Source organism: Blastococcus sp. TF02-8 (genome assembly GCF_003319175.1).
Taxonomy (GTDB): Bacteria; Actinomycetota; Actinomycetes; order Mycobacteriales; family Geodermatophilaceae; genus Blastococcus.
In genome coordinates this window covers 384,987-409,923 of sequence record NZ_QOHK01000001.1, presented here as the reverse complement: position 1 = coordinate 409,923, position 24,937 = coordinate 384,987, and the positions used below count along the sequence as shown (strand labels likewise).

25 protein-coding genes are annotated in these 24,937 nt (G+C 73.5%); 11 read left to right on the top strand and 14 right to left on the bottom strand.

The window, feature by feature from the left end:
* Positions 1-85: 85 nt before the first annotated feature.
* Entirely contained in the window at positions 86-838 is a 753-nt protein-coding gene (locus DQ237_RS01945; RefSeq protein WP_205730031.1) for an SDR family oxidoreductase, read from the top strand.
* A 127-nt stretch (positions 839-965) separates the two neighbouring features.
* Here the strand turns inward: DQ237_RS01945 and DQ237_RS01940 are convergent, their stop codons facing one another.
* The 3 genes from DQ237_RS01940 to DQ237_RS01930 all read right to left on the bottom strand — a co-directional run bounded on the left by DQ237_RS01940 (position 966) and on the right by DQ237_RS01930 (position 4,826).
* A complete protein-coding gene (locus DQ237_RS01940) occupies positions 966-2,255 on the bottom strand; it encodes a hypothetical protein (protein WP_147251717.1) in 1,290 nt (429 codons plus the stop codon).
* A 226-nt stretch (positions 2,256-2,481) separates the two neighbouring features.
* The gene (locus tag DQ237_RS01935; RefSeq protein ID WP_113796570.1) at positions 2,482-3,645 is read right to left on the bottom strand and encodes an acyl-CoA dehydrogenase family protein; all 1,164 of its coding nucleotides are present in this window, start codon (positions 3,643-3,645) and stop codon (positions 2,482-2,484) included.
* A gap of 5 nt (positions 3,646-3,650) precedes the next feature.
* The gene (locus tag DQ237_RS01930) at positions 3,651-4,826 is read right to left on the bottom strand and encodes an acyl-CoA dehydrogenase family protein (RefSeq protein WP_113796568.1); all 1,176 of its coding nucleotides are present in this window, start codon (positions 4,824-4,826) and stop codon (positions 3,651-3,653) included.
* 151 nt (positions 4,827-4,977) lie between these two features.
* On the opposite strand from DQ237_RS01930, the gene DQ237_RS01925 reads away from it, so the two are divergent.
* Entirely contained in the window at positions 4,978-6,441 is a 1,464-nt protein-coding gene (locus DQ237_RS01925; protein ID WP_113796566.1) for a mannitol dehydrogenase family protein, read from the top strand.
* Between the two features lie 7 nt (positions 6,442-6,448).
* Here the strand turns inward: DQ237_RS01925 and DQ237_RS01920 are convergent, their stop codons facing one another.
* Genes DQ237_RS01920 through DQ237_RS01910 form a run of 3 tightly spaced genes read right to left on the bottom strand, consistent with a single transcriptional unit; the run spans position 6,449 to position 8,730 of the window.
* Positions 6,449-6,688: a hypothetical protein gene (locus DQ237_RS01920; protein WP_113796564.1), complete on the bottom strand. Its 240-nt coding sequence runs from the start codon at positions 6,686-6,688 to the stop codon at positions 6,449-6,451.
* A gap of 43 nt (positions 6,689-6,731) precedes the next feature.
* A complete protein-coding gene (locus DQ237_RS01915) occupies positions 6,732-7,904 on the bottom strand; it encodes a 4-hydroxybenzoate 3-monooxygenase (RefSeq protein ID WP_113796562.1) in 1,173 nt (390 codons plus the stop codon).
* Positions 7,905-7,953: 49 nt separating this feature from the next.
* The gene (locus DQ237_RS01910; RefSeq protein ID WP_113796560.1) at positions 7,954-8,730 is read right to left on the bottom strand and encodes an IclR family transcriptional regulator; all 777 of its coding nucleotides are present in this window, start codon (positions 8,728-8,730) and stop codon (positions 7,954-7,956) included.
* Between the two features lie 74 nt (positions 8,731-8,804).
* Between DQ237_RS01910 and pcaH the strand changes: the two genes are divergently transcribed.
* The 5 genes from pcaH (at position 8,805) to pcaC (ending at position 12,880) form a co-directional block, all read left to right on the top strand.
* Positions 8,805-9,551: a protocatechuate 3,4-dioxygenase subunit beta gene (gene pcaH / locus DQ237_RS01905; protein ID WP_113796559.1), complete on the top strand. Its 747-nt coding sequence runs from the start codon at positions 8,805-8,807 to the stop codon at positions 9,549-9,551.
* A gap of 159 nt (positions 9,552-9,710) precedes the next feature.
* Positions 9,711-10,361 (top strand): protocatechuate 3,4-dioxygenase subunit alpha, encoded by a 651-nt coding sequence (gene pcaG, locus DQ237_RS01900; RefSeq protein WP_113796557.1) that lies wholly within the window; start codon positions 9,711-9,713, stop codon positions 10,359-10,361.
* A gap of 25 nt (positions 10,362-10,386) precedes the next feature.
* Complete coding sequence (gene pcaB, locus DQ237_RS01895) at positions 10,387-11,712, top strand: 3-carboxy-cis,cis-muconate cycloisomerase (protein ID WP_113796555.1); 1,326 nt, start codon at positions 10,387-10,389, stop codon at positions 11,710-11,712.
* The gene (gene pcaD / locus DQ237_RS01890) at positions 11,709-12,485 is read left to right on the top strand and encodes a 3-oxoadipate enol-lactonase (protein WP_113796553.1); all 777 of its coding nucleotides are present in this window, start codon (positions 11,709-11,711) and stop codon (positions 12,483-12,485) included. Before pcaB ends, pcaD begins: the two co-directional genes overlap by 4 nt.
* On the top strand, positions 12,482-12,880 hold the full coding sequence (gene pcaC, locus DQ237_RS01885; RefSeq protein WP_113796551.1) for a 4-carboxymuconolactone decarboxylase: 399 nt from the start codon (positions 12,482-12,484) through the stop codon (positions 12,878-12,880). Before pcaD ends, pcaC begins: the two co-directional genes overlap by 4 nt.
* Positions 12,881-13,120: 240 nt before the next feature.
* On the opposite strand, the gene DQ237_RS01880 is transcribed toward pcaC, so the two are convergent.
* The 3 genes from DQ237_RS01880 to DQ237_RS01870 form a co-directional block, all read right to left on the bottom strand.
* Complete coding sequence (locus DQ237_RS01880; protein ID WP_113796549.1) at positions 13,121-13,786, bottom strand: CoA transferase subunit B; 666 nt, start codon at positions 13,784-13,786, stop codon at positions 13,121-13,123.
* Positions 13,786-14,589: a CoA transferase subunit A gene (locus DQ237_RS01875; RefSeq protein ID WP_113796547.1), complete on the bottom strand. Its 804-nt coding sequence runs from the start codon at positions 14,587-14,589 to the stop codon at positions 13,786-13,788. The genes DQ237_RS01880 and DQ237_RS01875 overlap by 1 nt, the downstream gene beginning before the upstream one ends.
* Positions 14,590-14,738: 149 nt before the next feature.
* Positions 14,739-15,728, bottom strand: a complete 990-nt coding sequence (locus DQ237_RS01870; protein ID WP_113796545.1) for a sensor histidine kinase — start codon at positions 15,726-15,728, stop codon at positions 14,739-14,741.
* A 185-nt stretch (positions 15,729-15,913) separates the two neighbouring features.
* Here DQ237_RS01870 and DQ237_RS01865 point away from each other — a divergent pair, with 185 nt between their 5' ends.
* Complete coding sequence (locus DQ237_RS01865) at positions 15,914-17,338, top strand: NADP-dependent succinic semialdehyde dehydrogenase (protein ID WP_113796543.1); 1,425 nt, start codon at positions 15,914-15,916, stop codon at positions 17,336-17,338.
* A gap of 23 nt (positions 17,339-17,361) precedes the next feature.
* Entirely contained in the window at positions 17,362-18,183 is an 822-nt protein-coding gene (locus tag DQ237_RS01860) for a hypothetical protein (protein ID WP_113796541.1), read from the top strand.
* 3 nt (positions 18,184-18,186) lie between these two features.
* On the opposite strand, the gene pdxY is transcribed toward DQ237_RS01860, so the two are convergent.
* The 5 genes from pdxY to DQ237_RS01835 all read right to left on the bottom strand — a co-directional run bounded on the left by pdxY (position 18,187) and on the right by DQ237_RS01835 (position 22,702).
* Positions 18,187-19,038, bottom strand: coding sequence for a pyridoxal kinase PdxY (gene pdxY / locus DQ237_RS01855; protein WP_113796539.1), 852 nt, complete (start codon positions 19,036-19,038; stop codon positions 18,187-18,189).
* A 21-nt stretch (positions 19,039-19,059) separates the two neighbouring features.
* Positions 19,060-19,476 (bottom strand): rhodanese-like domain-containing protein, encoded by a 417-nt coding sequence (locus DQ237_RS01850; protein WP_113796537.1) that lies wholly within the window; start codon positions 19,474-19,476, stop codon positions 19,060-19,062.
* A complete protein-coding gene (locus tag DQ237_RS01845) occupies positions 19,473-20,021 on the bottom strand; it encodes a cysteine dioxygenase family protein (RefSeq protein WP_113796535.1) in 549 nt (182 codons plus the stop codon). The genes DQ237_RS01850 and DQ237_RS01845 overlap by 4 nt, the downstream gene beginning before the upstream one ends.
* Before the next feature lie 358 nt (positions 20,022-20,379).
* A complete protein-coding gene (locus DQ237_RS01840) occupies positions 20,380-21,204 on the bottom strand; it encodes an IclR family transcriptional regulator C-terminal domain-containing protein (protein WP_113796533.1) in 825 nt (274 codons plus the stop codon).
* A 13-nt stretch (positions 21,205-21,217) separates the two neighbouring features.
* The gene (locus DQ237_RS01835; protein WP_113797400.1) at positions 21,218-22,702 is read right to left on the bottom strand and encodes an amidohydrolase family protein; all 1,485 of its coding nucleotides are present in this window, start codon (positions 22,700-22,702) and stop codon (positions 21,218-21,220) included.
* A gap of 215 nt (positions 22,703-22,917) precedes the next feature.
* On the opposite strand from DQ237_RS01835, the gene DQ237_RS01830 reads away from it, so the two are divergent.
* Positions 22,918-24,108, top strand: coding sequence for a CaiB/BaiF CoA-transferase family protein (locus DQ237_RS01830; protein WP_113796531.1), 1,191 nt, complete (start codon positions 22,918-22,920; stop codon positions 24,106-24,108).
* Complete coding sequence (locus tag DQ237_RS01825) at positions 24,105-24,935, top strand: citryl-CoA lyase (RefSeq protein WP_113796529.1); 831 nt, start codon at positions 24,105-24,107, stop codon at positions 24,933-24,935. The genes DQ237_RS01830 and DQ237_RS01825 overlap by 4 nt, the downstream gene beginning before the upstream one ends.
* Positions 24,936-24,937 lie beyond the last annotated feature (2 nt).

Below are 24,937 nucleotides of genomic sequence, written 5' to 3'. Positions count from 1 at the left end.
CCGGGCGGTGTGTGCACTGTTCGCCCGGGTCTCCGGTAGAAGTTTCCCGGTGAACCCACGTCGACGGCGGAGCGGAAGCATCCTGGTGACCGGAGCGGGGCGGGGGATCGGCCGCGCGATCGCGGAGCGGTTCCTCGACGCCGGCTGGCGGGTCGGGCTGTTCGACGTCGACGCCGCCGCGGTCGCCGCTGTCGCGGGCGACCGGCCGAACGCGGTGCACGGGCCGCTCGACGTCCGGGACGCCGGGCAGTGGGGGAGTGCCCTCGAGCGGTTCTGCCCCGACGGCACGCTCGACGTCCTGGTGAACAACGCCGGCGTGCTCGCGTCCGGGCCGTTCGCCGGGATCGACGTCGGCACGCACCGCCGTCAGGTCGACGTCAACGTCATCGGCGTGGTGCTCGGTGCGCACAGCGGACACGACTACCTGCGGCGGGCGCGGCGCGGTCTGCTGCTCAACCTGTGCTCGGCCTCGGCCCTGTACGGCCAGCCGACACTGGCCACCTACGGCGCGACGAAGGCGGCGGTCAAGTCGCTGACCGAGGCACTGGACCTGGAGTGGCGCACCGACGGCGTGCGGGTGCGCAGCCTGGTGCCGCTGTTCGTCGACACCGAGATGGTCACCCGCGACGGGGTCGGGATGGCGCCGGTCGCAGCGCTCGGGGTGCGCCTGACGCCGGCCGACGTCGCGGCCGCGGCGTGGAAGGTCGTGCACGAGCGGGTGCGGCTGCCCCGGTCGCCGCACCGCACCGTCGGCCGGCAGACCCGCGTGCTGGCCGCCGCGTCCTCCATCAGCCCGGACTGGGTCAACCGCCTCGTCGTCGGCCGCATCGGCTCCTGACCCCAGCGGCGGATAGTGCACGAACCGCCCGGGCGGAAAGTGCACGAACCGCCCGGGCGGAAAGTGCACAAAACGCCCGGGAGCCCCGCCCCCCTCACGGGGGGACGGGGCTCCGTCGTGCGTCGGGTCAGCAGGGACCGTCGGCGATGTCCTCGCCCATGCCGTCGGGGGACGGCGTCAGGCAGACGGTCTCACCGCCCGTGCTCACCTGCACCTGCGCACCCACGGCGGTGATCACCAGGTCCGGCGTCGCGCCCTCGTAGTAGGACATGACCTCCGGCAGGTACTCGACGGAGGGCTCCCCGCCCTCGTCGGACGCCACGGTGGTGAGGTCCATGTCCACCCACGCGGCGATCGTGTAGGCGTCCAGCTCCTCCTCGGTGCCCGGCGGAACGGCCATCGCGCCCTCCATGAGCGCGGCGACGTCGACCGGCACCGCGTCCTTCGGGGCCTTCACCGGCTCGGCGTCCAGGGCGTCGGCGCGCAGCACCAGGTGCCCGGCGGGCTCGTCCAGGAACTGGGCGACGTCGAACTCGGCGCGGGTGAGCTCACCGTCGCGGACCCAGACCGACGCGTCGACGTCCTTGTCCGGGACCTCGGAGACCGGCGGGAGCTCCTCCAGGGTCGCCGGGTCCTCGGACTCGGGGAGGATGCCGGGCAGGCCCTCGCGGATCGTGGCGTAGCCCTTGCGCAGGTTCAGCTTCACGACCAGGTGGTCGCCCAGGTCGTCGTCCTCGCCCTTGCGCTCCACCGACACCACGGCGTCCTTGAGGGCCTTGCCGCCCAGCTCCTGCAGGTCCGACTGGAGCTTCTTGTCGTCCTCGGGGGTGCTCCCGCCGCCCATCGCCTCGATCTGCTCGAGCAGCTCCGTGGCGTCCAGGGACACCCAGTCGCCGTCGACGAGGGCGCGAGCGGGCGCGAGCAGGGCCTCCGGCACGTCGGTGGGCGCGCCGTCGAGCTCGGCGCGGAAGGAGTCGACGTCCTCGGCCATGTCGGGGAACTCCTCGACCAGGCCGTCCAGGTCGACCCGCGCGTACCCGGTCTCCCCGATCGCGCGCACCTCACCGGCGGTCAGGTCGCCGATGCGGACCTGGGCGCTGACCGCGTCGTCGGCCGGGTCGTCGGCCTTCTCGCCCTTGTCGTAGCCGTAGACGATGGACGAGGAGAGCAGGGTGTCGAGGTCCTCGTCGGCGATGTCCTCGCTCTCGACGGACTCGTCGGTCGCCTCGGCGAAGGCGCGCACGTCGTCCGCGGAGCTCGGGACCGACAGCCGCACGGCGACCGACTGCTGGTCGCCGAAGGCCTGGAGCGCGTCGCGCAGCTGGATCTTCGGTTCGATGGTCTGCAGGCCGCAGGCGGCGGTGCCGCTCAGCAGAGCGAGGACCGAACCTCCCACGAGCAGTCGGGTCAGGCGCACGGGGTCCTCCGGGGGCACGGCCCGGGCTCTCCGCCCGGGTCTCGATCACGAACGGCGGAAGCCTGACCGCCGGGCGACCCCGGGACCGGCAGGGCGACGGGTGCGTCGGTGCAGGTGGGGCGCGTGCGGCGATTGCGGTTCGACCGTTACCGGAGCGTGCCGGAAATGCGGCCGCGGCGCCATCCCCCTGATCGGGGGACGACGCCGCGGCCGGTGGAACCGAGGGTCAGGCCACGCCTGCCCCGGGGGCGTACGGCGCGCCCAGCGGGTCGACCGTCTCGTGCGCCGCGACGTCGGCGGCCAGCCGGTCGGCAGCCCAGTCGCCGTCGCCCAGCAGGTGGTCGATGGCGGTGAGCCGGCTGGTGTAGTGACCGACCTTGTACTCCGCGGTCACGCCGATACCACCGTGCAGCTGGATGGCCTCCTTGCCGATGTGCCGGCCGGCGCGGCTGGTCTGCAGCCGGGCGCGGTCCGCGGCGGCGACGACGTCGCCGCCGGCGTCGGTCACCATCGACGCCCACAGCGCGGTGCTGCGGGCCAGCTCCAGGGACACGTACATGTCCGCGGCGCGGAAGGTGAGCGCCTGGAACCGGTTGAGGGTCACGCCGAACTGCTTGCGGGTCTTCAGGTACTCCGCGGTGGTGCGCAGCGCGGTGTCCATCGCCCCGATCGACTCGTGGCTGTAGGCGATGCGCGCCTCGGCCAGGGCCCGCTCGATGGCGGCGGTCTGGTCGCCGCCGGCACCGAGCGCCACCGCGGGGGTGCCGTCGAAGGCGACGCGAGCGGCGCGGCCGCCGTCGTGGGTGCGGTAGCCGGTGCGGGTGAGCCCTGCGGCGTCGCCCTGCACGAGGAAGAGGCCCGTGCCGCCGTCGACGACGGCCGAGACGACGAGGACGTCGGCCCGCGCCCCGCCCGGCACCGGCTCCTTGACACCGCTCAGGGTCCAGCCGTCGCCGGACTGCGTGGCGGTGACCGCGGACGCCGACGGAACCCACCGGGTGCCGATCTCGGCGTGCGCGAACGCGGGGATGGTGGTGCCCTCGGCGATGGCACCGTGGAGCTCGCCCTTCTGCTCGTCGGTGCCGGCGGCGGCGATCAGGCCACCGGCGAGCACGACCGCCTCGATGAACGGCTCGGGCGCGATGACCCGGCCCATCTCCTCGGCCACGATCGCGACCTCGATGGGGCCGGCGCCCATGCCGCCGTGCTCCTCGGCGAAGGGCAGGCCCAGCAGGCCCATCTCGGCCAGGCGCGACCAGGTCTTCTCGTCGAAGCCCGGGTCGCTCGAGACGACCTTGCGGCGCACCTCGCTGTCCCCGTAGGCGCGCTCGAGGAGACCGCGGACGGCCTCGCGCAGGTCGTTCTGCTCGCTGTCGAAGGTGAAGTCCATCTAGATCACAGCCCCAGGATCGTGCCGGCGATGATGGTGCGCTGAACCTCGTTCGAGCCTCCGTAGATGGAGACCTTCCGGTAGTTCAGGTACGTCGGGGCGGAGACCCGTGCGAAGTCGGGCACGTCCGAGCCCTCCTCGGCGAAGGACGCCAGCGAGAGCGGGCCGGCGATGTCGACCAGCAGCTCCATGGCGGCCTGCTGCAGCTCCGAGCCGCGGAGCTTGAGCACCGAGGACGCCGGGTGCGGCTTGCCGTCGGCGGAGTTGGCGACGACGCGCAGCGCGGTGAGCTCCAGCGCGAGCAGCTCGTTCTCCAGCTCGGCGATGCGGGTGGCCATGCGCGGGGTCTCCAGCAGCGGGCGGCCGCCCTCGGAGATCTCCTGCGCGTACTCCTTGGCCTGGGCGATGAGCCGCTTGGTGGCCCCGACCCGGGCGATGCCGACGCGCTCGTTGCCGAGCAGGAACTTGGCGTAGTCCCAGCCGCGGTTCTCCTCGCCGATCAGGTTCTCGGCGGGGACGCGCACGTCCTCGAAGAAGACCTCGTTGACCTCGAAGCCACCGTCGATGAGCTCGATCGGGCGGAGGGTGACGCCGGGGGTGTCCATCGGGAAGACCAGCAGCGAGATGCCGCGCTGCTTCTTCTCCGCGGTCGGGTCGGTGCGGCACAGGCAGAAGATCCAGTCGGCGTACTGGCCGAGCGTGGTCCAGGTCTTCTGGCCGTTGACGACCCAGTCGTCGCCGTCGCGCACGGCGGTGGTGCGCAGCGACGCGAGGTCGGAGCCGGCGTCGGGCTCGGAGAAGCCCTGGCACCACCAGATGTCGAGGTTCGCCGTCTTGGCCAGGAAGCGCTCCTTCTGCTCCTGGTTGCCGAAGGCGGCCAGCACCGGGCCGATCATGCTGGCGTTGAACGCCAGGGGCTCGGGCACGTTGGCCAGCTGCATCTCCTCGCGCCAGATGTGGCGCTGCAGCGGCGTCCAGTCCTTGCCGCCCCACTCGACCGGCCAGTGCGGCACGGCCAGGCCGGCGGCGTTGAGCGCGCGCTGGGCCGAGACGTACTCGTCCTTGGTCAGGTGCCGGTGGGCCGCGACCTTGTCGCGGATCTCCTGCGGAACCTGGGTGGTGAAGAAGGTGCGCATCTCCTCCCGGAAGGCCTCGAGCTCCGGGGACAGCTGCAACCGCATCGGTCCTCTTTCCCGACGCCGCCTGCTGCGGCGTCTCGACGTGTATCTCGGACGATCCCACACGAGGTACTGGCGGGTAGCCGCGGGCCGGGTGTGGCGGCATTTCCGCGTCGTCCCGTTGCCGCGGGCCAGGAGTGGGCATGGTGGGCGGGTGACGCCTCTCGCCGCGCGGACCCTGCCGGACCTGGATGCCTCGGTCTCGACGCCGTCCTACGACCGGAGCCGGGTGCGCACCGGCATCGTGCACCTGGGCGTGGGCGGGTTCCACCGCTCCCACCAGGCGATGTACCTCGACCGGCTCATGGAGCAGGGGCAGGCGCTGGACTGGGGCATCTGCGGCGTCGGCGTGCTCCCGCACGACCGGCGCATGGCCGAGGTGATGGCAGCGCAGGACTGCCTCTACACCCTCCTCGTGCGCCATCCCGACGGCTCGGAGGAGGCGCGGGTCATCGGCTCGCTCGTGGAGTACCTCTTCGCTCCCGACGACCCGGACGCGGTCGTGGAGAAGATGGCCGACCCCGCCACCCGCGTCGTCACCCTCACGGTCACCGAGGGTGGCTACAACGCCTCCGCCGTCACCGGCGAGTTCGACGGCACGAACCCCGGCGTCGTCCACGACCTCCAGCCCGGCGCCGCGCTCCGGACGTCGTTCGGGCTCGTGGTGGAGGCGCTCGCGCGCCGGCGTGAGCGCGGCCTGCCGCCGTTCACCGTCGTCTCCTGCGACAACATCCCCGGCAACGGCCGGCTGGCGCGGGCCAGCTTCGGTGCCTTCGCCCGCCTGCGCGACGCCGAGCTGGGGGAGTGGGTGGAGCGCGAGGTGCCCTTCCCCGACTCGATGGTCGACCGGATCACGCCGGTGACCACGGATGCCGACCGGGCCGACCTGGCCGAGCGCTTCGGTGTCGAGGACCGGTGGCCGGTCGTGTGCGAGCCGTGGACGCAGTGGGTGCAGGAGGACTCCTTCTCCTGCGGCCGGCCGCCGCTGGAGGACGTCGGCGTCCAGCTGGTGGACGACGTCGCGCCCTACGAGCTCATGAAGCTGCGGCTGCTCAACGCCGGGCACCAGGTGCTCGCCCAGACCGGCCGGCTGGCCGGGCTCGAGTACGTGCACGAGGCCTGCGCCGACCCCGCGTTCCGCGGGCTGCTGCGCGGCTACCTCGACGAGGAGGCGAAGCCGACGCTGCGCCCGGTACCGGGCATCGACCTGGGCCGCTACGAGGACGGCCTGCTGGAGCGCTTCGGCAGCCCGGCGATCGCGGACACCCTGGACCGGATCGCCGCGGAGGCCTCCGACCGGATCCCGCAGTTCCTCCTGCCGGTGCTGCGGGGCAACCTGGCCTCCGGCGGGGAGATCAGCCGGGCGGTCCTGGTCCTCGCCGCGTGGGCGCGCTCGCTGGAGGGCGCCGACGACGACGGTCGTCCGCTGGAGGTGGTGGACTCCCGCCGCGACCGGCTCGTGGCCGCCGCCCGCGCCGAGGACCCGCTGGCGCTCGTCGCCGACCGGGAGCTCTTCGGCGACCTGGTCGACGTCGCACGGTTCACCGAGGCCTTCGCGGCGGCGCGGGCCTCGCTGCGCGAGCGGGGGGTTCGCGCGACGATCGCCGACCTCGGCTGACCCGCCCTCAGCGGGCGGGCGGTGTCCCGTCGATCATGCGGTCGATCACCCGCACCCAGGCGGTCCTGATCGCCGGCGACCGGTCCTCGACGAGGTCCAGCAGGCGCGCGGGTCCGACGCCGTCGGACACCACCGTCTCGAAGCACAACCGGGTCACGAGCGTCCGGATCTCGGCCGGGCGCAGCCCCGCCTCCACCAGGGGCTGCACCATCCACTCGGCCTGCGGGCGCGGGGCGGGAGAGTCCACGACCGTTGTTCGCGCCGGACCGCCGATCCGGATGCCCGGGCGCTCAGCCGTCGATCGGGAGACCGGTGTAGTTCTCCGCCAGCTCGCGGGCCGCCGCCTCCGACGAGCAGACCCGGCGCAGCTGGGAGAGCTGGAGCTGGGCGTCGAAGTCGTCCCCCGAGGTGTGCAGCATCGAGGTCATCCACCAGGAGAAGTGCGTGCAGCGCCAGACCCGGCGCAGCGCGGTGTCCGAGTAGGCGTCCACCAGGTCGGTGCGGCCCTCGTTGAGCAGCCGGTCGAGCGCGGTGGCCAGCAGGGTCACGTCGGCGACGGCGAGGTTGAGGCCCTTGGCGCCGGTGGGCGGCACGATGTGCGCGGCGTCGCCGGCCAGGAAGAGCCGGCCGCGGCGCATCGGTGCGCTGACGAAGGACCGCATGGGCAGGATCGACTTCTCGGTGATCGGCCCGGTGGAGACCTCCCAGCCGTCGATGCCCAGCCGTCGCGAGAGGTTCTCCCAGATGCGGTCGTCGGACCAGTTGTCGATGGAGTCGCCCGGGTCCACCTGCAGGTAGAGCCGCGAGACGCTGGGCGAGCGCATCGAGTACAGCGAGAAGCCCTCGGGGTGCCAGGCGTAGATGAGCTCGTCGGTGGAGGGTGCGGCGTCGGCCAGGATGCCCAGCCAGGCGTAGGGATAGGTCCGCTCCCACAGCCGGCCGGCGGTGCCTGCGGTGACCACCGGTCGGGAGACGCCGTGGAAGCCGTCGGTACCGGCGACGACGTCGCACTCCAGCACCTGCGGGGTGCCGTCGGCGTCGGTGAACCGGATGCGGGGGGAGTCGCCGTCGACGTCCTCGGGCGTGACGTCGGAGACCTCGAACAGCAGCGGCGGACCGCCGGCGAGCTGGGCCCTGATGAGGTCCTTGGTCACCTCGGTCTGCCCGTAGACCCACACGGTGCGGCCGCACAGCTCGGGGAAGTCCAGCGTGTGCCGGGTGCCCGGGTACTGGAGGTGGATGCCGCGGTGCTCCATCCCCTCGCGGCGGAGCCGGTCGCCCAGCCCGGCGTCGGTCAGCGTGTCGACGGTGTGCTGCTCGAGGATGCCGGCGCGGATGCGGGCCTCGACGTACTCCCGGCTGCGGTTCTCCAGCACGACGGAGTCGATGCCGCGCTGCGCCAGCAGGCGGGAGAGCAGGAGGCCGGCCGGGCCGGCGCCGATGATGCCTACCTGGGTGCGCACCCGGTCGAGTCTGGCCGCGGAGCGCCGTCGCCGGAACGGCGTCTTTCGCTCAGTGGAACTCGTGCGACCGGGCCAGCTCCCGGCCGATGCCCCGGGCGGCCATCTCCAGCACCGGGACCAGGCGGGCGAGGTCGCGCCGCTGCGGCGGGACGACGATGCCCAGGGCGGCCACGGCCAGCGGTCCGGACGGCCGCTCGACCTGCACCGGGACGGCGATCGAGGCCGCGCCCGGCGACATCTCCTCGCAGGTGCGGGCGTAGCGGCGACGTCGGATCTCGGTGAGCTCCTCGGTCAGCCGCCGGGGGTCGACGACGGTGTGCCGGGTGACCGGGTGGAGCGAGCGCATCACCTGCGCGACGACGTCGTCCGGGGCCGAAAACAGGAGCACCTTGCCGACGCCGGTCGCGTGCAGCGGCAGGCGACTGCCCACCTGGCTGACGATCGGCACCGACTCCCGGCCGGAGATCCGCTCGACGTAGAGCGCGTGCAGGCCCTCGCGGACGGCCAGGTGCACGGTGTCGCGGATGGTGGTGTGCAGGTCGAGCAGGAACGGAGCCGCGACCTGGCGCAGCTCCAGCTGCACCGGTGCCAGCAGGCCGAGGTCCCACAGCTTGCGGCCGATCTCGTACCGGCCGTCGGGCCGCCGGACGAGGGCCCCCCAGCCGGTGAGCTCGGCCAGCAGCCGGTGCGCCGTGGTCAGCGGTGTGCCGGACCGCTCGGCGATCTCGGAGAGGGACAGCCGGGGGCAGTCGCTGCCGAAGGCGTCGAGGATGCCCAGCGCGCGGGAGGTGACCGAGCGGCCGGGCGCGGCGCTGTGACCAGCCATGCGACCTCTCCTCTCCCGGCCAGTGGAAGCTGCGGCTTGGGCAGCCTAGCCGGACGGCCGTACCGTCCTGCCCTATGACCGGGACCACATCCGACAGCGGGCTGCACCTGCCGCGCTACCTGCGGGAGGACGCGGCCACGCGGACCCCCGTCGGCTTCCCCGACTACCGGAGCACGGGCCTGCGGGCCCCGCTGCGCACCCCGGTGGACCTCCCGCACCGGCTGACCGAGGTGACCGGTCCGGTGCTCGGCGAGGACCGCGTTCTCCCGCACGACGCCGACCTCACCTGGCGCAACGGCGGCGAGGCGCTGGGGCAGCGGATCCTCGTGCACGGTCGGGTGCTCGACAGCGACGGACGGCCCGTCCCGGGTGCGCTGGTCGAGGTGTGGCAGGCCAACTCCTCGGGTCGCTACCGCCACGTCGTGGACAACTGGCCCGCGCCCCTGGACCCGCACTTCGACGGGCTGGGCCGGGTGGTCACCGACAGCCTGGGCCGCTACGAGTTCCTGACGATCAAGCCGGGCGCCTACCCGTGGGGCAACCACCACAACGCGTGGCGCCCCGCGCACATCCACTTCAGCCTGTTCGGCCGGGCGTTCACCCAGCGGCTGGTGACCCAGATGTACTTCCCGGACGACCCGCTGTTCGGGCAGGACCCGATCTACAACGCCATCCCGGCCGCCGCGCGGCACCGGGCGGTCAGCCGGTACTCGCTCGAGCGCACCCAGGACAACTGGGCGCTGGCCTTCGAGTGGGACATCGTGCTGCGCGGTGTCGACCAGACCCCGTTCGAGACCGACGACGACGGAGACGTGGCGTGATGACAGCCGAGCGAGCATCGCAGCGAGGTACGAGCGAGGAGCGGAACGAGGCGCGGAATCGCGCTGGGGGTGTGGCGTGATGACAGCCGAGCGAGCATCGCAGCGAGGTACGAGCGAGGAGCGGAACGAGGCGCGGAATCGCGCTGGGGGTGTGGCGTGATGACTGTCGATCCCCTGGACGTGCCGCCGAACCCGAGCGAGCCCTTCCAGCCGCGCTCCGGCCAGCGGGGCAGCGGCTTCCTGACCGGTCCGCTCCGGCTCGGCACCACGCCGAGCGCGACGGTGGGCCCGTACCTGGCGATCGGCCTCACCTGGCCCGACGGCGTCTACGCAGCCGAGGAGGGCACCGCGGGCGGGTTCTGGATCCGTGGCCGGGTGACCGACGGCAACGGCGACGTCGTGCCCGACGCGTTGATCGAGACGTGGCAGGCCGACCCCGACGGGCGCTTCGCCTCGCCGGAGGACCCTCGCGGCGCCTCGACCTACCCGGGCTTCCGCGGCTACGCCCGCGCGCAGACGCTCTCCGGTGAGTTCGAGGTCTTCACCCTCAAGCCCGGCCGGGTGCCCGACGGCGAGGGCGGCCTGCAGGCGCCGCACATCGACGTCTCCGTCTTCGCCCGCGGCCTGCTCGACCGGGTCGTCACGCGGATCTACTTCGCCGACGAGGCCGACGCCAACGCCGAGGACGCCGTCCTGCGCGGGCTCTCGGAGGACCAGCGGGCCACGCTGCTCGCCACGCCGGGCGAGGACGGCTACCGCTTCGACGTCTCCCTCCAGGGTGAGCGCGAGACGGTCTTCTTCGCGGTATGAACGACCGCGTGACGGGAACTGCCGCGTGAGCGGACTCTTCAGCGGGACCTTCGCCCGGGGAGGTGCGGCGAGCGCCGTGTCCGACCCGGCCTGGTTCGACGCACTGCTCGACGTCGAGGCCGCCCTCGCCCGGGCGGCGGCGGCGACCGGCCTGGTGCCCACCACGGCGGCCGACGCCGTCACGCGGGCCTGCGCCGAGCCGGCCGCGCTGGACCTGGCGAGCGTCGTCGCGCACGCCGCCGACGCCGGCAACCCGGTACCTCCGCTGGTGCGGGTGCTGCGAGCGGCGGTGGGGGAGCGGGACGCCGTCGCCGTGCACGTCGGGGCGACCAGCCAGGACGTCGTCGACACCGCGCTGGTGCTGCTGGCCCGTCGGGCGATCGCCGCGATCGACCGGGACCTGGCGCTGGCCGCCGAGGCCGCGGCCGGGCTGGCCCGCACCCACCGCGACGACGTCGTCATGGGGCGCACGCTGATGCAGCAGGCGCTGCCGACGACGTTCGGCCTCAAGGCGGCCGGCTGGCTGAGCGGTCTGGACGGCGCCCGGTTGCGGCTGGCCGAGGTGGTGGCCTCGCTACCGGTGCAGTACGGCGGCGCGGTCGGCACGCTCGCGGCCAGCGAGGGCTCCGGCACGGCGCTGCGCGCGCGGCTCGCCGCCGAGCTCGGGCTCGTCGCCCCGGCGGCGCCCTGGTTCACGATGCGGCTGCCGATCGCCGACCTCGCCGGGGCGCTCGGTGCGACGGCCGGCGTGCTCGCCACCGTCGCCGTGGACGTCGTCCTCCTCGCGCAGACCGAGGTCGCCGAGGCGGCCGAGAGCGGCGCCGGTCGGGGTGGGTCCTCCGCGATGCCGCACAAGCGGAACCCGGTCGCGGCGATCTCCGCGCGGGCCTGTGCCCGTCGTGCCCCGGGGCTGGTGGCCACGCTGCTCGGCGCCATGGAGCAGGAGCACGAGCGGGCCGCGGGTGCCTGGCACAGCGAGTGGCCGGCCATGACCGATCTGCTCACCGCGGTCGGCTCGGCCGCGGCCTGGGTGGTGGAGAGCCTGGAGGGGCTGCGCCCGGACGTCGAGCGCATGGCCGACACGGTGGGTGCCGCGCGTGACCCCGAGCTCGCCGGTGCACTGGCCGACGCCCTCACCCCGCGGCTGGGCCGGGGCGCGGCGCACGACGAGGCGGCCGCCGCGGTGCGCGAGGCGGCGGCGACCGGGCGCCCGCTGGCCGACGTGATCGCCGGCCGTGACGACATCGACGTCACCGAGCTGCTCGCCGGCGGGCCCGACGTGGGCGAGGCAGCCGAGCAGGTCGACGCCGTCCTGGCCGAGCACGCCCGGCTGACCGAGGGGGAGCGATGAGCGCGGTCGAGGTCTCCTGCACGATCGACGGGGCGGCCGACGCGCCGGTCGTCGTCCTGTCCAACTCCCTCGGCGCCACCCGCGCCATGTGGGACCCGCAGGTGCCGGCGCTGGCCGAGCGCTACCGGGTGGTGACCTACGACGGTCGCGGGCACGGCGAGTCCCCCGCACCGGCCGGCCCGTACACGATCGACGACCTGGTCGACGACGTCCTGGCCGTGCTGGACCGGATCGGGGCCGAGCGGGCGCACGTCGCCGGGGTGTCCCTGGGCGGCATGGTCGGCCTGCGGATGGCGGCGCGCGAGCCGTCGCGCGTGCACCGGCTCGCGGTGATGTTCAGCTCGGCGAAGGTGGACCCGGCCGGCTTCCTCGACCGGGCGGCGCAGGCGCGATCCGGCGGCACCGCGCAGTTCGCCCCGACGGTGGTGCAGCGCTGGCTGACGCCTGCCTTCGCCGCGCAGCACCCGGACCTGGTGGCCCGGCTCGAGGCGATGATCGCCGGCGCCGACGACGAGGGGTACGCCGCCTGCTGCGAGGTCGTCGGCGGCATCGACCTGCGCGAGGACCTGGCCCGCATCACCGCGCCGACGCTCGTGGTGTCCGGCGCCCAGGACCCGGCGCTGCCGCCGCCGCACCAGGAGGCGATCGCCGCCGGTGTCCCGGGTGCCGCGCTGCTCACCGTGCCCGGGGCGCACCTGGCCAACCTGGAGCGGACGCTGGAGGTCACCGGCGCGCTGCTCGCCCACTTCGACCAGGACGGGAGCGCCCGATGAGCGAGCTGCCGAACACCGATGACGCCCGCCGCGAGGCAGGCATGCGCACCCGCCGCGAGGTGCTGGGCGACGCGCACGTCGACCGCGCCGTCGCGAACACCACCCCGTTCACCGAGGGGTTCCAGGACTTCATCACCCGGGTCGCGTGGGGCGACGTCTGGCAGCGGCCCGAGCTGTCCCGCCGGGACCGGAGCCTGATGACACTGTCGATCACCATCGCGCTGCGGCACTGGGACGAGTTCGCCCTGCACGTGCGCGCGGCGAAGAACAACGGGCTCACCGACGAGGAGATCGGCGCCGCCATCCAGCACGCGGCCGTCTACGCCGGCGTTCCCGCGGCCAACCACGCCTACAAGGTCGCCGGCCCGATCCTGGACGAGCTCCGCGGCGGCTGAGGCGACGGCGTCCCGAGTGTGGGGTCGTCGTCGGGCCGCGAGCCCTGAGGCGACCACCACGGCACACTCGACCGGCTCATCGCGGCGGGGTGGACCGTCGTCTTCGTGACCGGGTGGGACCTGCCCGGTCCCACCCGGTGATCGCGCGCATCGGCGCTGCGCTGAGCCGGAGTTCGTCGGGTCGCCGTCGTCCGGACGGGCTCGAGACGCCCACGACCCGGCACTCGGCCGGGGGGAGGGCTAGACGCCGGCGGGGAGCGCCATCTCGCGGACGTCGGTGACCGCCAGCGGCGCGCCGGTCGCGGCCACGACCTCGTCGACGCTCACGCCCGGGGCGGTCTCCCGCAGGACCAGACCCTCGGGCGTCACGTCGACGACGGCGAGGTCGGTGATGATCCGGTCGACGCACGCCTTGCCGGTCAGCGGGAGCGTGCACTCCTGGACGATCTTGGGCGACCCGTCGCGGGCGACGTGCTCCATCATCAGGATCACCCGCTTGGCGCCGTGGACGAGGTCCATCGCCCCGCCCATGCCGTTGACCATCTTGCCCGGGATCAGCCAGTTGGCCAGGTCGCCGCGGACGTTGACCTGCATCGCGCCCAGGACGGCGACGTCGAGGTGCTTGCCGCGGATCATCCCGAACGACAGCGCGGAGTCGAAGTAGCTCGCGCCGGCCAGGACGGTCACCGTCTCCTTGCCCGCGTTGATGAGGTCGGGGTCCTCCTCGCCCTCGAACGGGTAGGGCCCGACGCCGAGCACCCCGTTCTCCGAGTGCAGGACGACGTGCACGTCCTCGGGCACGTAGTTCGGGACCAGCGTCGGCATGCCGATGCCCAGGTTCACGTACTGGCCGTCCTCCAGCTCGAGCGCCACCCGGGCGGCGAGCTGCTCACGGTTCAGGGCCATCAAGCTGCTCCCTCGGTGGCTTCCTCGCCGGCCGCGGCAGGGACGCCGGCGGACGGGCGGGGGCGGCTGGTGCGCTTCTCGATCGGCTTGCGCTCGGACCCCACGACGACGACGCGGTCCACGTACACCCCGGGCAGGTGCACGTCCTCGGGGCGGAGGTCGCCGGGTTCGACGAGCTCCTCGACCTCGGCGACGGTGATCCGTCCGGCCATGCCCGCCAGCGGGTTGAAGTTGCGCGCCGACTCGTGGAAGTAGAGGTTCCCGTGCCGGTCGCCCTTGAGCGCGTGCACCAGCCCGAAGTCGGCGGTCAGCGCCGTCTCCAGCACGTACTGCTGGCCGTCGAACTCGCGCACCTCCTTGGGCCGGCTGGTCTGCACGACGTTCCCGTCCGCGTCGTAGCGGATCGGGATGCCGCCGTCGGCGACGAGCGTGCCGACGCCGGTGGGCGTGTAGAAGGCGGGGATCCCGGCGCCACCGGCGCGCAGCCGCTCGGCCAGCGTGCCCTGCGGGGTCAGCTCGACCTCCAGCTGCCCGGAGAGGTACAGCCGCGCGAGCTCCTTGTTGCCGCCGACGAAGGAGCTGATCGTCTTGCGGATCCGGCCGGCGTAGAGCAGGACGCCGAGCGCCTGGTCGTCGACCCCGCAGTTGTTGGAGATCGTCGTCAGCTCGTCGGTGCCCTGCTCGAGCAGTGCGTCGATGAGCGCGAAGGGGACGCCGCAGAGCCCGAAACCGCCGACGGCGAGGACGGAACCGGAGGCGACGTCCGCGACGGCCTCCTGGACCGAGGCCACGACCTTGTCCACGTCAGGCCTCCCGCTTCCGAGGAACGTGCGTACGCGTCCGGTCCACCAGGTGCTCCCATCGGTCAGGGTTGCTCAGGGGTCAGTATCGCCACGGCCACCGCCGTGCTCGACCCCCGCCCACCACTGGACGGAATGCGGCGTCGGCTCGCTCAGGGCAGGCGCACGGTGAGGCGGACGCTGATGCCGCCCTCGCCGGGATGGTGCGCGCCGCCGCGGATGTCGACGTGGTCGCACAGCTGGCGGGCCAGCCACAGCCCCATGCCACCGCGGGACAGGTCGTCGCCGTGAGCCGGGCCGTAGCCCGCGAACGGGTCGTCCCAGCCGGGGCCGCCGTCGGTGATGGAGCAGACGATGCGGTCGGGTGCGGTCCACAGCCGCAGCCCAACCGGAGGGAGCCCGTGCCGGAGCGCGTTGCTGGTCATCTCGTCGACGGCGAGCAGGAAGTCCTCGATCAGGTCGTCAGGTGCGGCCAGATCGGCCAGCTCGGAGGCGACGGCGTGCCGCAGCCCGATGAAGTCCGCGACGTCGCCGGCGGCGAAGCGCGGGGGAGTGCTCTCCAGCGGCTCGTCGGGCACCGGGAGGCCGCGGAGGTACTCGGCCGGATCGGTGAACTGCGGGTTGGGGGTGCGACTGGAGGGCGTCACCAGCTGCCGGTGGGTGCGGTGGGCTGCGTCGAGGACCGGGCCGGGGAGCCGGGCGGTGTCGAACAGGCACACCCCCCACAGGCCGAACCCCCGCAGTGCCTCGTTGATGACCGCCTCGTAGCGTTCCCACTCCAGCCAGTCCCGTGCGGTCCGGCCGAAGTCGATCTCGCCGACCACGCGCACCCGGTGCGCGCCCCCGGGAGCGTTCTCCTTCGCCAGCCTCCGGAAGGTCGTGATGGCGGCGGGCGTGCGGTGGCCGTACACGGCGTCCTCGTCGACGACGAGGACGCGCGGATCCCTGCCGAGGGCCTCGCGGAGCAGGGCGGCCGTGCGGGGCTGCACCGCGACCACGGCGGCGTCGCCCTCGGCCAGCCCGTCGTGCAGGAACGGCAGCACCGTGTCGATGAGCGCGTCGGTCGAGTCGTGGAAGAGGGCGTCGTGCGGAAAGCCCCCGGGCGCGGGGTACCCGACCCCGCCCGTTGCCGTCCAGTTCACCCGTGCCCCCGACGTCTCCGGTCCCGGCCCTGCGGAGCCGTCCCCCCACCGTAGGCGACGGTGCCGGGTCGGACAGCTCGGGCGACCGGCGGACCGGGGGGACGAGGAGCTGCCCCGGCCCTGCCCGGTTTCGGCGCGGCGCGTCCGGGCAGGTGAGGGGGCGTAGCAGCGGGAGGGAGAACACCATGGCCATCGCCACGATCAACCCGGCCACCGGGGAGACGCTCAAGACCTACGAGCCGCTCACCGACGACGCGCTGGAGGAGAAGCTCGCGCGCGCCGCGGCGGCATTCGAGAGCTACCGCCTGACCAGCCCCGAGCAGCGGGTCGGCTGGCTGCGGGCCGCCGCCGACGCCCTGGAGGCCGACACCGACTCCGTCGCCGAGCTGATGACCACCGAGATGGGCAAGACGCTGGCCTCGGCCAAGGCGGAGGCGACCAAGTGCGTCGCCGCCCTGCGCTGGTACGCCGACCACGGGCCGGCGCTCCTGGAGCCGGTCGAGAAGGACGCCGCCGCCGTCAAGGCCGAGCGCGCCTACGTCACCTACCAGCCGCTGGGCGTCGTGCTGGCGATCATGCCGTGGAACTTCCCGCTCTGGCAGGCGATGCGGTTCGCCGCGCCCGCCCTCATGGCAGGCAACGTCGGCCTGCTGAAGCACGCCAGCAACGTGCCGCAGACCGCGCTGTACATGGAGGAGCTGTTCCGCCGGGCCGGCTTCCCCGACGACGTGTTCCAGACCCTCCTGGTCGGCTCCTCGACGATCGAGAAGGTCCTGCGCGACGACCGGGTCATGGCCGCCACGCTGACCGGCAGCGGACCGGCCGGCCAGTCGGTCGCCGCGATCGCGGGTGACGCGCTGAAGAAGACCGTGCTCGAGCTGGGTGGCTCCGACCCGTTCATCGTCATGCCGTCGGCCCACCTGGACCGGGCCGCCGAGGTCGCCACCACCGCCCGCAACCAGAACAACGGGCAGAGCTGCATCGCGGCCAAGCGGTTCTTCGTGCACCGGGACGTCGCCGAGGAGTTCACCCGGTTGTTCGCCGAGAAGATCGGCGCGCTGACCGTGGGTGACCCGATGGATCCCGACACCCAGATCGGCCCGCTGGCGACCGAGTCCGGGCTGCAGGACGTCGAGGACTACGTGGAGGACGCACGGAGCAAGGGCGCGCGCATCGTCGTCGGCGGCGAGCGGGTCGACCGTCCCGGCTGGTTCTACGAGCCGACGCTGGTCGCCGACGTGACCCCCGACATGAAGATGCACTCCGAGGAGGTGTTCGGACCGGTCGCGGCGCTCTACGTCGTCGACAGCCTCGACGAGGCGATTCGGATCGCGAACTCCCACGACTACGGGCTCGGCTCGAACCTGTGGAGCGAGGACGAGGAGGAGCGCACCCGGTTCGTGCGCGACATCCAGTCGGGCATGGCCTTCATCAACGGCATGACCGCCAGCTACCCGGACCTGCCCTTCGGCGGGATCAAGCAGAGCGGTTACGGCCGGGAGCTCACCGAGCTCGGCATGCGCGAGTTCATGAACGCCAAGACCGTCTGGGTCGGCCCGCCGAGCAGCGAGCAGAGCGAGGGCAACACCGCCGGAGCCGCCGCCGAGTGACGGTTGCGGGGCACAGTGGAGCCGTGTTCGACATCGACTGGATGGGGCTGCTGACCCGCGAGGTGCTCCGCGAGCGCGGGGCCGCCCTGATCGCGGAGAGCTGCGCGTGGGCGGTCGGCCTGTCCGACCAGCCGCACTACGAGCGGCGGGCCGGGCGGCTGGTGCGGACCGGCCTCACGGTGGGGGAGCGGGCGGCGCACGGCCGCTCCCTCGCCGGCGAGGAGGACGGACGGCTGGAGCTCGGTGATGCGCGGCCGGGGACCTTCCAGGACGCGCTCAACATGGTCGACTCCGCCGGACGCGTGCAGGCCGAGCGGTTCGACGACGAGGTGCTGGTGCCCTTCGTGCGCGACACCTGCCTGCAGGCGGCCGAGCGCGCCCGCGCCACCCGCCGGGCCGACTGGGCCGAGCTGGCCGACGACCTCGGGGAGAGCCCGCGGGACCTGCTGGACGTGGTGCGCGCCGGGGGGTGGGAGGCGCCGCTGCGGATCGACGCCGAGCACCTGGTGCTGGCCGCGCTGGGCACCGTTCCGCTGATCGAGGTCGAGGCCGAGGGGCTGCCTCTGTCGCTGGTTCGGGCGGCCGAGGCGGTGACCCGCACGGCCGTCGTCGCCGAGCCGGCCCCGGTGCCCGACGACGGTCTGGCCGGCGCGCTGTTCCTCGCCCGAGCGGCGCTGGAGGGGTGCGGGTGCACCGTTCCGGTGCCGCCCGAGGAGGCGGACCTGCTGCTGGCGGCGTTGGGCGACCTCGGCCTGGAGCCCGACGAGGTGGCCTCGGTGCTGCCGCACCTGCCGGTCGAGGAGTCGACGATCGCCCGGATCGCGGCCACCCTGGCCGAGCGCTGAGGGTCAGACCTCGTCGACCTCGAAGGTGCGGCTGGGGGACACGAACTCCTCCTGCGCGCTGACCAGCAGGATCTCCCGCGACCCGGCATCCTCGGTGCGCTGGAGGAGCCCGAACACCGACGCCGCAGCCCGGCCCAGCGCCTCCGCGGCCGAGCGGGTGTCCAGCCAGTGGGCGAGGAACAGTGCGGCGATCGCGTCACCCGCGCCGTTGACCGAGACCCCCAGTCGCGGCGTGCGCACCCGGAAGTGCCGGCCGCCCTCGGAGGCGAGCAGGTCGATCGCGTCCTCGGGGGTGTCCTCGGCGACCAGCGACGTGGTGAGCACGACGCGCGGGCCCAGTGCCTGCACCGCGGCGACGGCGTCCTTCACCTCGGTCAGCGAGCGGGTCTGCGCGCCCGACAGGAGGTCGAGCTCGTAGTGGTTCGGGGTGACGAGGTCTGCTGCGGGAACGGCGACCTCGCGCATGAACTCCTCGATGCCGGGCCGGACGAAGACGCCGCGTCCGACGTCGCCGATCACCGGGTCGCAGCAGTAGACCGCCGCCGGGTTCGCCTCGCGGACGCGCGCCACAGCGCCCACCACCGCGTGGCCGATGTCGGCCGAGCCCAGGTACCCGGACAGGACGGCGTCGCAGCTGCCGAGCACGCCGCGGTCGGCCACACCCTGGACCAGCTCGTCGATCGACTGGCCGTCGTAGACCCGGCCGGTCCACTCCCCGTAGCCGGTGTGGTTGGAGAACTGCACCGTGTGCACGGGCCACACCTCGACGCCGAGGCGCTGCAGCGGGAACACCGCGGAGCTGTTGCCCACGTGGCCGTAGGTGACGTGCGACTGGATGGAGAGGACGGCGGTCACGCGCAGACCGTAGCCAGCAGGTCAGGGCGTGCCGCGGGTGGGCAGCCCGGCCGCCGCCCACGCCCGGAAGCCCCCGACGACGTCGGTGGCCCGGGCCAGGCCCAGGGATCGCAGCGCGTCGGCGGCGAGACTGGAGGTGTACCCCTCCGAGCAGAGGACGACGACCTCGACGTCGTAGCCGGTGGCCTCGGGCAGCCGGGCGTCGCTGGCCGGGTCGAACCGCCACTCCAGGACGTTGCGCTCCACGACGAGCGCGCCGGGGACCTCGCCCTCGCGTGCGCGCTGTGCGGCGGGCCGGATGTCGACCAGCAGCGCGCCGCGTGCCACCCGGACGGCGGCCTGCCGGGGGCCGAGCCGGTCGATGCGGGACCGGGCCTCGGCGAGCAGCTGGTCGACGCTGCGTGCGCCGGCGGGACGGGTGAGGGCGGGGGCGCTCACCAGTCCACCCCCGCGCGCTCGGTGCCGGTGCGCAGCAGCGTGCCGCCGTCGACGGCGTAGGTGTTCATCCAGGCCAGCCCGGGCGTGTAGACGTGCACGCTGACCGCCGGCTCGGTGTCGCGGTTGGTGACCTGGTGGACGTAGTGCGCGCCGAAGTGCCGGACCCGGCCGCTGGTGAGCTCGGCGGCGGACTCGCGGACGCCGTTCCGGCCTGCGGCGACCACCCGCTCGGTCAGGGTTCCCCGCACGACCGCGAAAGCGCCGGCGGACGTGCCGTGGTCGTGCAGCGGTGTGCCCTGCGCGGGCAGCCAGGAGAGCAGCCAGACCTGGGCGCCGGCGAGATCGGCGTGCAGGGAGGCGTCGAGGAGGTCGGCGGCCGCGTCGGGGGGCAGCAGGTGGGTCCACCGGCCCTCGGGCCGGTACTCGACCAGGTCGAGCCAGTGGGCGGCAGCAGCGGCGAGCGCGGCGGCCAGACCGGCGGCACCGGTGCGCCGGCTCACGGCGTCGTGGGCAGGAGGGGAGGACAGGACGGTGCTGAGGGTCATCGGGAGTCCAGGTGTGCGGGGCGGCTCGGCAACGGGAGGGCCCGGGGAGCGCGCGAGGTGTGGGGGGCGGGGCGGGCGCGTCAGCGCGCCGGACACAGCGCGCTGGCGGTGCGCAGCAGGTCCACGGCGCACCGGCGGTGGAGCTCGGTGTTTCCCACGCGGCTGATGTCACCAGACGACGCATTCCCGGTCAAGTCCATCGGTTTGATGGACAAACGTGTCGCTCGGTTCCCGGAGGGCGGCCGCGACCCGGTGCGGACGTCCTGGGAGGTCCCTTGGTCCCGGTGGGGAACAGCGTGCGGGGCTCCGTGTCCGACGTCGCCTGCGGCCGGCTCGTCGCGGTGCGCCGGGTTCGGACTCAGGCGGTGGCGGACCCGCTCCCCGGGAAGACCTCGACCTGCGGCCGGGACTGCCACAGCGCCCACTCGGCGCTCACCTCGCCGGCCGTGCGCAGCAGGTGCGGCAGGTGCTCGCCCAGCAGCGACTCGGTCGAGGTCTCCGCGGCGTGCACGGTGACGTTCATGGCTGCCCGCACCGTGCCCGTGCCGTCCCGCACGGGGACGGCGACCGAGCGGACACCGGGGGCGAGCTCCTCGTCGGCCAGCGCCCAGCCGCGGGCGCGCACCTCGGTGAGCTCCTCCCGCAGCTGTTCCGGCGTCCGGCGCAACGGGGTCGGCAGGCCCGAGCGGGTCGGCTGGGCCACGGTGCGGGCCAGCTCCTCGGGGGAGAGGGCGGCCAGCAGCACCTTGCCCTGGGAGGTCTGCACCGCCGGGAACCGTGTGCCGATGTCCACCCGCAGCGCGATCAGCTTCGGGACGGCGACGCGGGCCACGTAGACGATGTCGGCTCCGTCCAGCTGGGCCATCGACGACGACTCCCCGGTGCGCCCGACCAGTGCGGTCATGTGGGGACGGGCGATGTCCCACAGTCCCAGCGAGGCCACGTAGGCCGTGCCCAGCTCCAGGACCTTGGGGGTCAGGGAGAACGCCCCGTCGGCCGACCGCACGTAGCCCAGCTCCTCCAGCGTGAGGAGGAGCCGGCGGGCGGTCGGCCGGGCCAGGCCGGCCGCCGTCGCGACCTCGCTGAGCGACATGCTCCGTCGGCCGGCGTCGAAGCAGGTGAGGACGTCGAGTCCCCGGGCCAGGGCCTCGACGAAGTCCGGCCCCTCGCCACGTCCTGCCATGTCCGGTCCTCCTTCAGCGCCCGAGGACGCGGTCCTCGCCGCCGGCCCGCTTGGACTCGTCGACGAAGTCCGTGTACTGGTACGGGTTGTCGAGGACCGACGCCTCGGCCTCCGGCACCTCGGGGAACATGCCGGCCTGCCACGTCTCCTCGCCGATCTCGGCCTTGAGGTGGTCGATGGTGTTCTCGACCTCCGTGCGGAGCGCGGCGAGGTCCACGCCGACCAGCTCGCCGTCGAACTTCACCACCCGGCCGTCCACGATCACCGTGTGCACGTCGCCGCGCTGGGCCTGGAAGGCCACGTGGCCGATCGGGTTCAGCAGCGGGAAGGACACCGGCGAGCGGTCGTTCTTGATCAGCACGACGTCGGCCTTCTTGCCCACCTCGAGGCTGCCGAGGTCGGCGTCGCGGCCGATGGTGTGCGCGCCGCCCTTGGTGCACCACTCCACGACCTGCTTGGCGCGCAGGCGCAGGTGGGTGATCGTGTCGCCCTCCAGGTGGGCCGCGAGGTGCTCGGACATGCGGTCGGCGTTGAGCGTCGAGCGCATCGCGGAGAACATGTCGCCGCTCCACCAGACGCTGGTGTCCATCGACAGCGACACCGGGATGCCGTACTGCAGCACCTGCTCGGTGGGGGCGTGGCCCTGCCCGGCGCTGCACTCGGACTCCGTGGCGATGGAGATCGACCCGCCGGTGGCGGCGATCCGCTGGTAGCTGTCGCGGGTCAGGGTCGACGCGTGCACGTAGGTCGTCTCCGGCGTCATGAAGCCGCCGTCGTACATCTGCTGGATGCCGGTGTCGCTCGTCGCGCCCCACACCCCGGCGTGGGTGGTGACCGGGATGCCGAGCTCCCGGGCCACCTCGAAGGCGGCCTTCTCCGGGAAGGTGGGGTCACCGGTGACGTCGAAGGCGATCTGGACGCCCATCATGTCGTCGCGCTCGTCGCGCAGCCGCTCCAGGAAGGAGCGGACGGCCGGATCGGCGGTCCACTCCCACGGACCGGCCTGGATGTTGCCGTAGGCGAGGACGAACCGCCCCGGCACCGTGCGCAGCGCGTCCAGCGCCGCCTCGCCGTGGTCGACGGAGTGCAGGTTGTGCGACCAGTCGACGGTCGTGGTCACGCCGGCGTCGAGCGACTCGATCGCGGCCAGGCGGTTGCCCGCGGCGATGTCCTGCGGGCGGAACTTCTTGCCGTGCTCGAGGTAGTACCAGACGAAGTACTGGGTCAGCGTCCAGTCGGCGCCGTAGCCGCGCATCGCCGTCTGCCACATGTGCCGGTGCGTGTCGATCATCCCGGGCATCACGATCCCGCCCCGCGCATCGATCTCCTCGGTGCCCTCGGGCACCTCGAGGGCGGGGCCCACGCCGGCGATCCGGTCGTCGACGACCAGCACGTCCGCGTCGTCCAGGACGGTGCACGCGCCGTCCATCGTCAGGACGGTGCCGCCGCGCAGGACGAGGGGCCGGCCGGGCTGGGGAGCGGGTGCGGAGTGGGTCATCGTCGCCTCCTCGGACGTCGTGGTCGCGCACCCGGACACCTGTCCGCCAGACGGTCGATGGATGCGATGCAGGTCACCTTCTCGGTGGTCGAGCGGCGTGTCAAGGGGAGCCGCCGCGCAGGATCCAGCGGTTGACAGCCCGTGGCCGCGGTCACAACACTCTCGTCGAGTCGGGCGGACATGCGTCCGCGAACCAGGGGAGTTGGCGCGCAACGATGACCTCAGGACCCCGTCCGTCCGGGCCGCTGGCCGGCCTGCTCGTCGCGGACTTCTCCCGGATCCTGGCCGGTCCGTACAGCACCATGCTGCTGGCCGACCTCGGCGCCGAGGTGGTCAAGGTGGAGGGCCCCGGGGGCGACGACACGCGCACCTGGGCCCCGCCCGTGCGCGAGACCGACGGGCAGGGCGTCTCGACCTACTACCTCGGCGTCAACCGCAACAAGCGCTCGGTCGCCCTGGACCTCAAGGACCCGGACGACCTCGCCGCCGCGCGTGAACTGGCCCGCCGGGCGGACGTGCTGGTGGAGAACTTCAAGCCGGGCGGGCTGGGCCGGTTCGGGCTGGACTACGAGACCGTGTCCGCGACCAACCCCCGGATCGTCTACGCCTCGATCAGCGGGTTCGGCAGTGCCCCGGGTGGACGGTCGCTGCCCGGCTACGACCTGATCGTGCAGGCCATCTCCGGGCTGATGAGCCTCACCGGTGACCCCGACGGCGACCCGTACCGGGCCGGGGTGGCGGTCTTCGACGTCATGGCCGGGCTGCACGCCACCATCGGGGTGCTCTCCGCGCTCAACCACCGGCACGAGACCGGCCGCGGGCAGCACGTCGAGGTCAGCCTGCTGGCCTCGGCGATGTCGGGTCTGGTGAACCAGACCAGCGCGTTCGTCGCCGGCGGGGTGGTGCCCTTCCGCATGGGCAACAGCCACCCGAGCCTCTTCCCCTACGAGCCGCTGCCCTGCTCCGACGGTGACCTGATCATCACGGCCGGGAACGACGGGCAGTTCCGGAAGCTGTGCGAGGTGCTCGGGCTGCCGGAGCTGGTCGAGGACCCGCGGTTCCTCCGCAACGAGGACCGCACCGCCCACCGCGACGCGCTGCGCCCGCTGCTCGTCGCGCGGCTGGCGACGCGCACGAAGATGGAGTGGTTCCGCGAGATCATCGCCGCAGGCGTGCCCTGCGGGCCGATCAACACCGTGGACCAGGGCGTCGCCTTCGCCGAGGAGGTGGGCCTGGACCCGGTCGTGACCGTCGGGGACGGGGCCGCGGCGGTGCCGTCGGTGCGCCACCCCATCACCTTCTCCGAGACGGCGCCCTCCTACCGCCTCCCGCCGCCGGCGGTCGACCAGCACGGCGAGGAGATCCGGCGCTGGCTGGCCGCGCCGGCCGAGGGAGGTCCGCGATGACCGAGCAGCAGCCCGGCTACCCGACGGCGCTCGGCGCCTCGAGCCTCGAGCGGATCACGCTGCTCGGGCACGACCTCGCCGAGGACGTCATGGGCAGCGTCGGGTTCGGCGAGCTCGCCTTCTGGCTGGCCACCCAGCGCCGGCCGAGCAGGGGGGAGACCCGGGTCTTCGAGGCGGTGCTCGCCGCGCTCGCCGACCACGGGTTCACGCCGACGGCGATCGTCACCCGGCTGACCTACCTCTCGGCGCCGGACTCGATCCAGGGCGCGCTGGCCGCAGGCCTGCTCGGAGGGGGCTCGCGCTTCCTGGGGGTGACCGAGGACTGCGGGAAGTTCCTGCACTCGGTGCTCACCGCCCTCGAGGGCCCGTTGCCCACCGACGACGCCGGGTGGGACGCCCTCGCCCTGGAGACGGTGACCGCCCAGCGCGCCGCGGGCCGATTCGTCCCCGGCCTGGGGCACCACGTGCACAAGCAGGGCGACCCCCGCACCCCGCGGCTGTTCGCGATCGCGGGGGAGGAGGGGCTCCACGGCCCGCACCTTTCGCTGTTCGCCGCCATCGGCCGGGTGCACGCGCAGGTGCTGGGCAAGCAGCTGCCGCTCAACGGCGCCGGCGTCTGCGGCGCGGCGCTCGCCGACCTCGGCCTTCCGATGGAGCTGCTGCGCGGCTTCGCGCTGCTCGCCCGCACCGCGGGTCTCATCGGCCAGCTGGCGGAGGAGCTCCGCTCCCCGGTGGCCAACCAGGTCTTCCTCTCCGTCGACCTGAACAACCGGCCGGTCGATCCCGATCCGTTCGTCCCCGAACCGCTGCCGGGCGAGAGAGGCTGAGC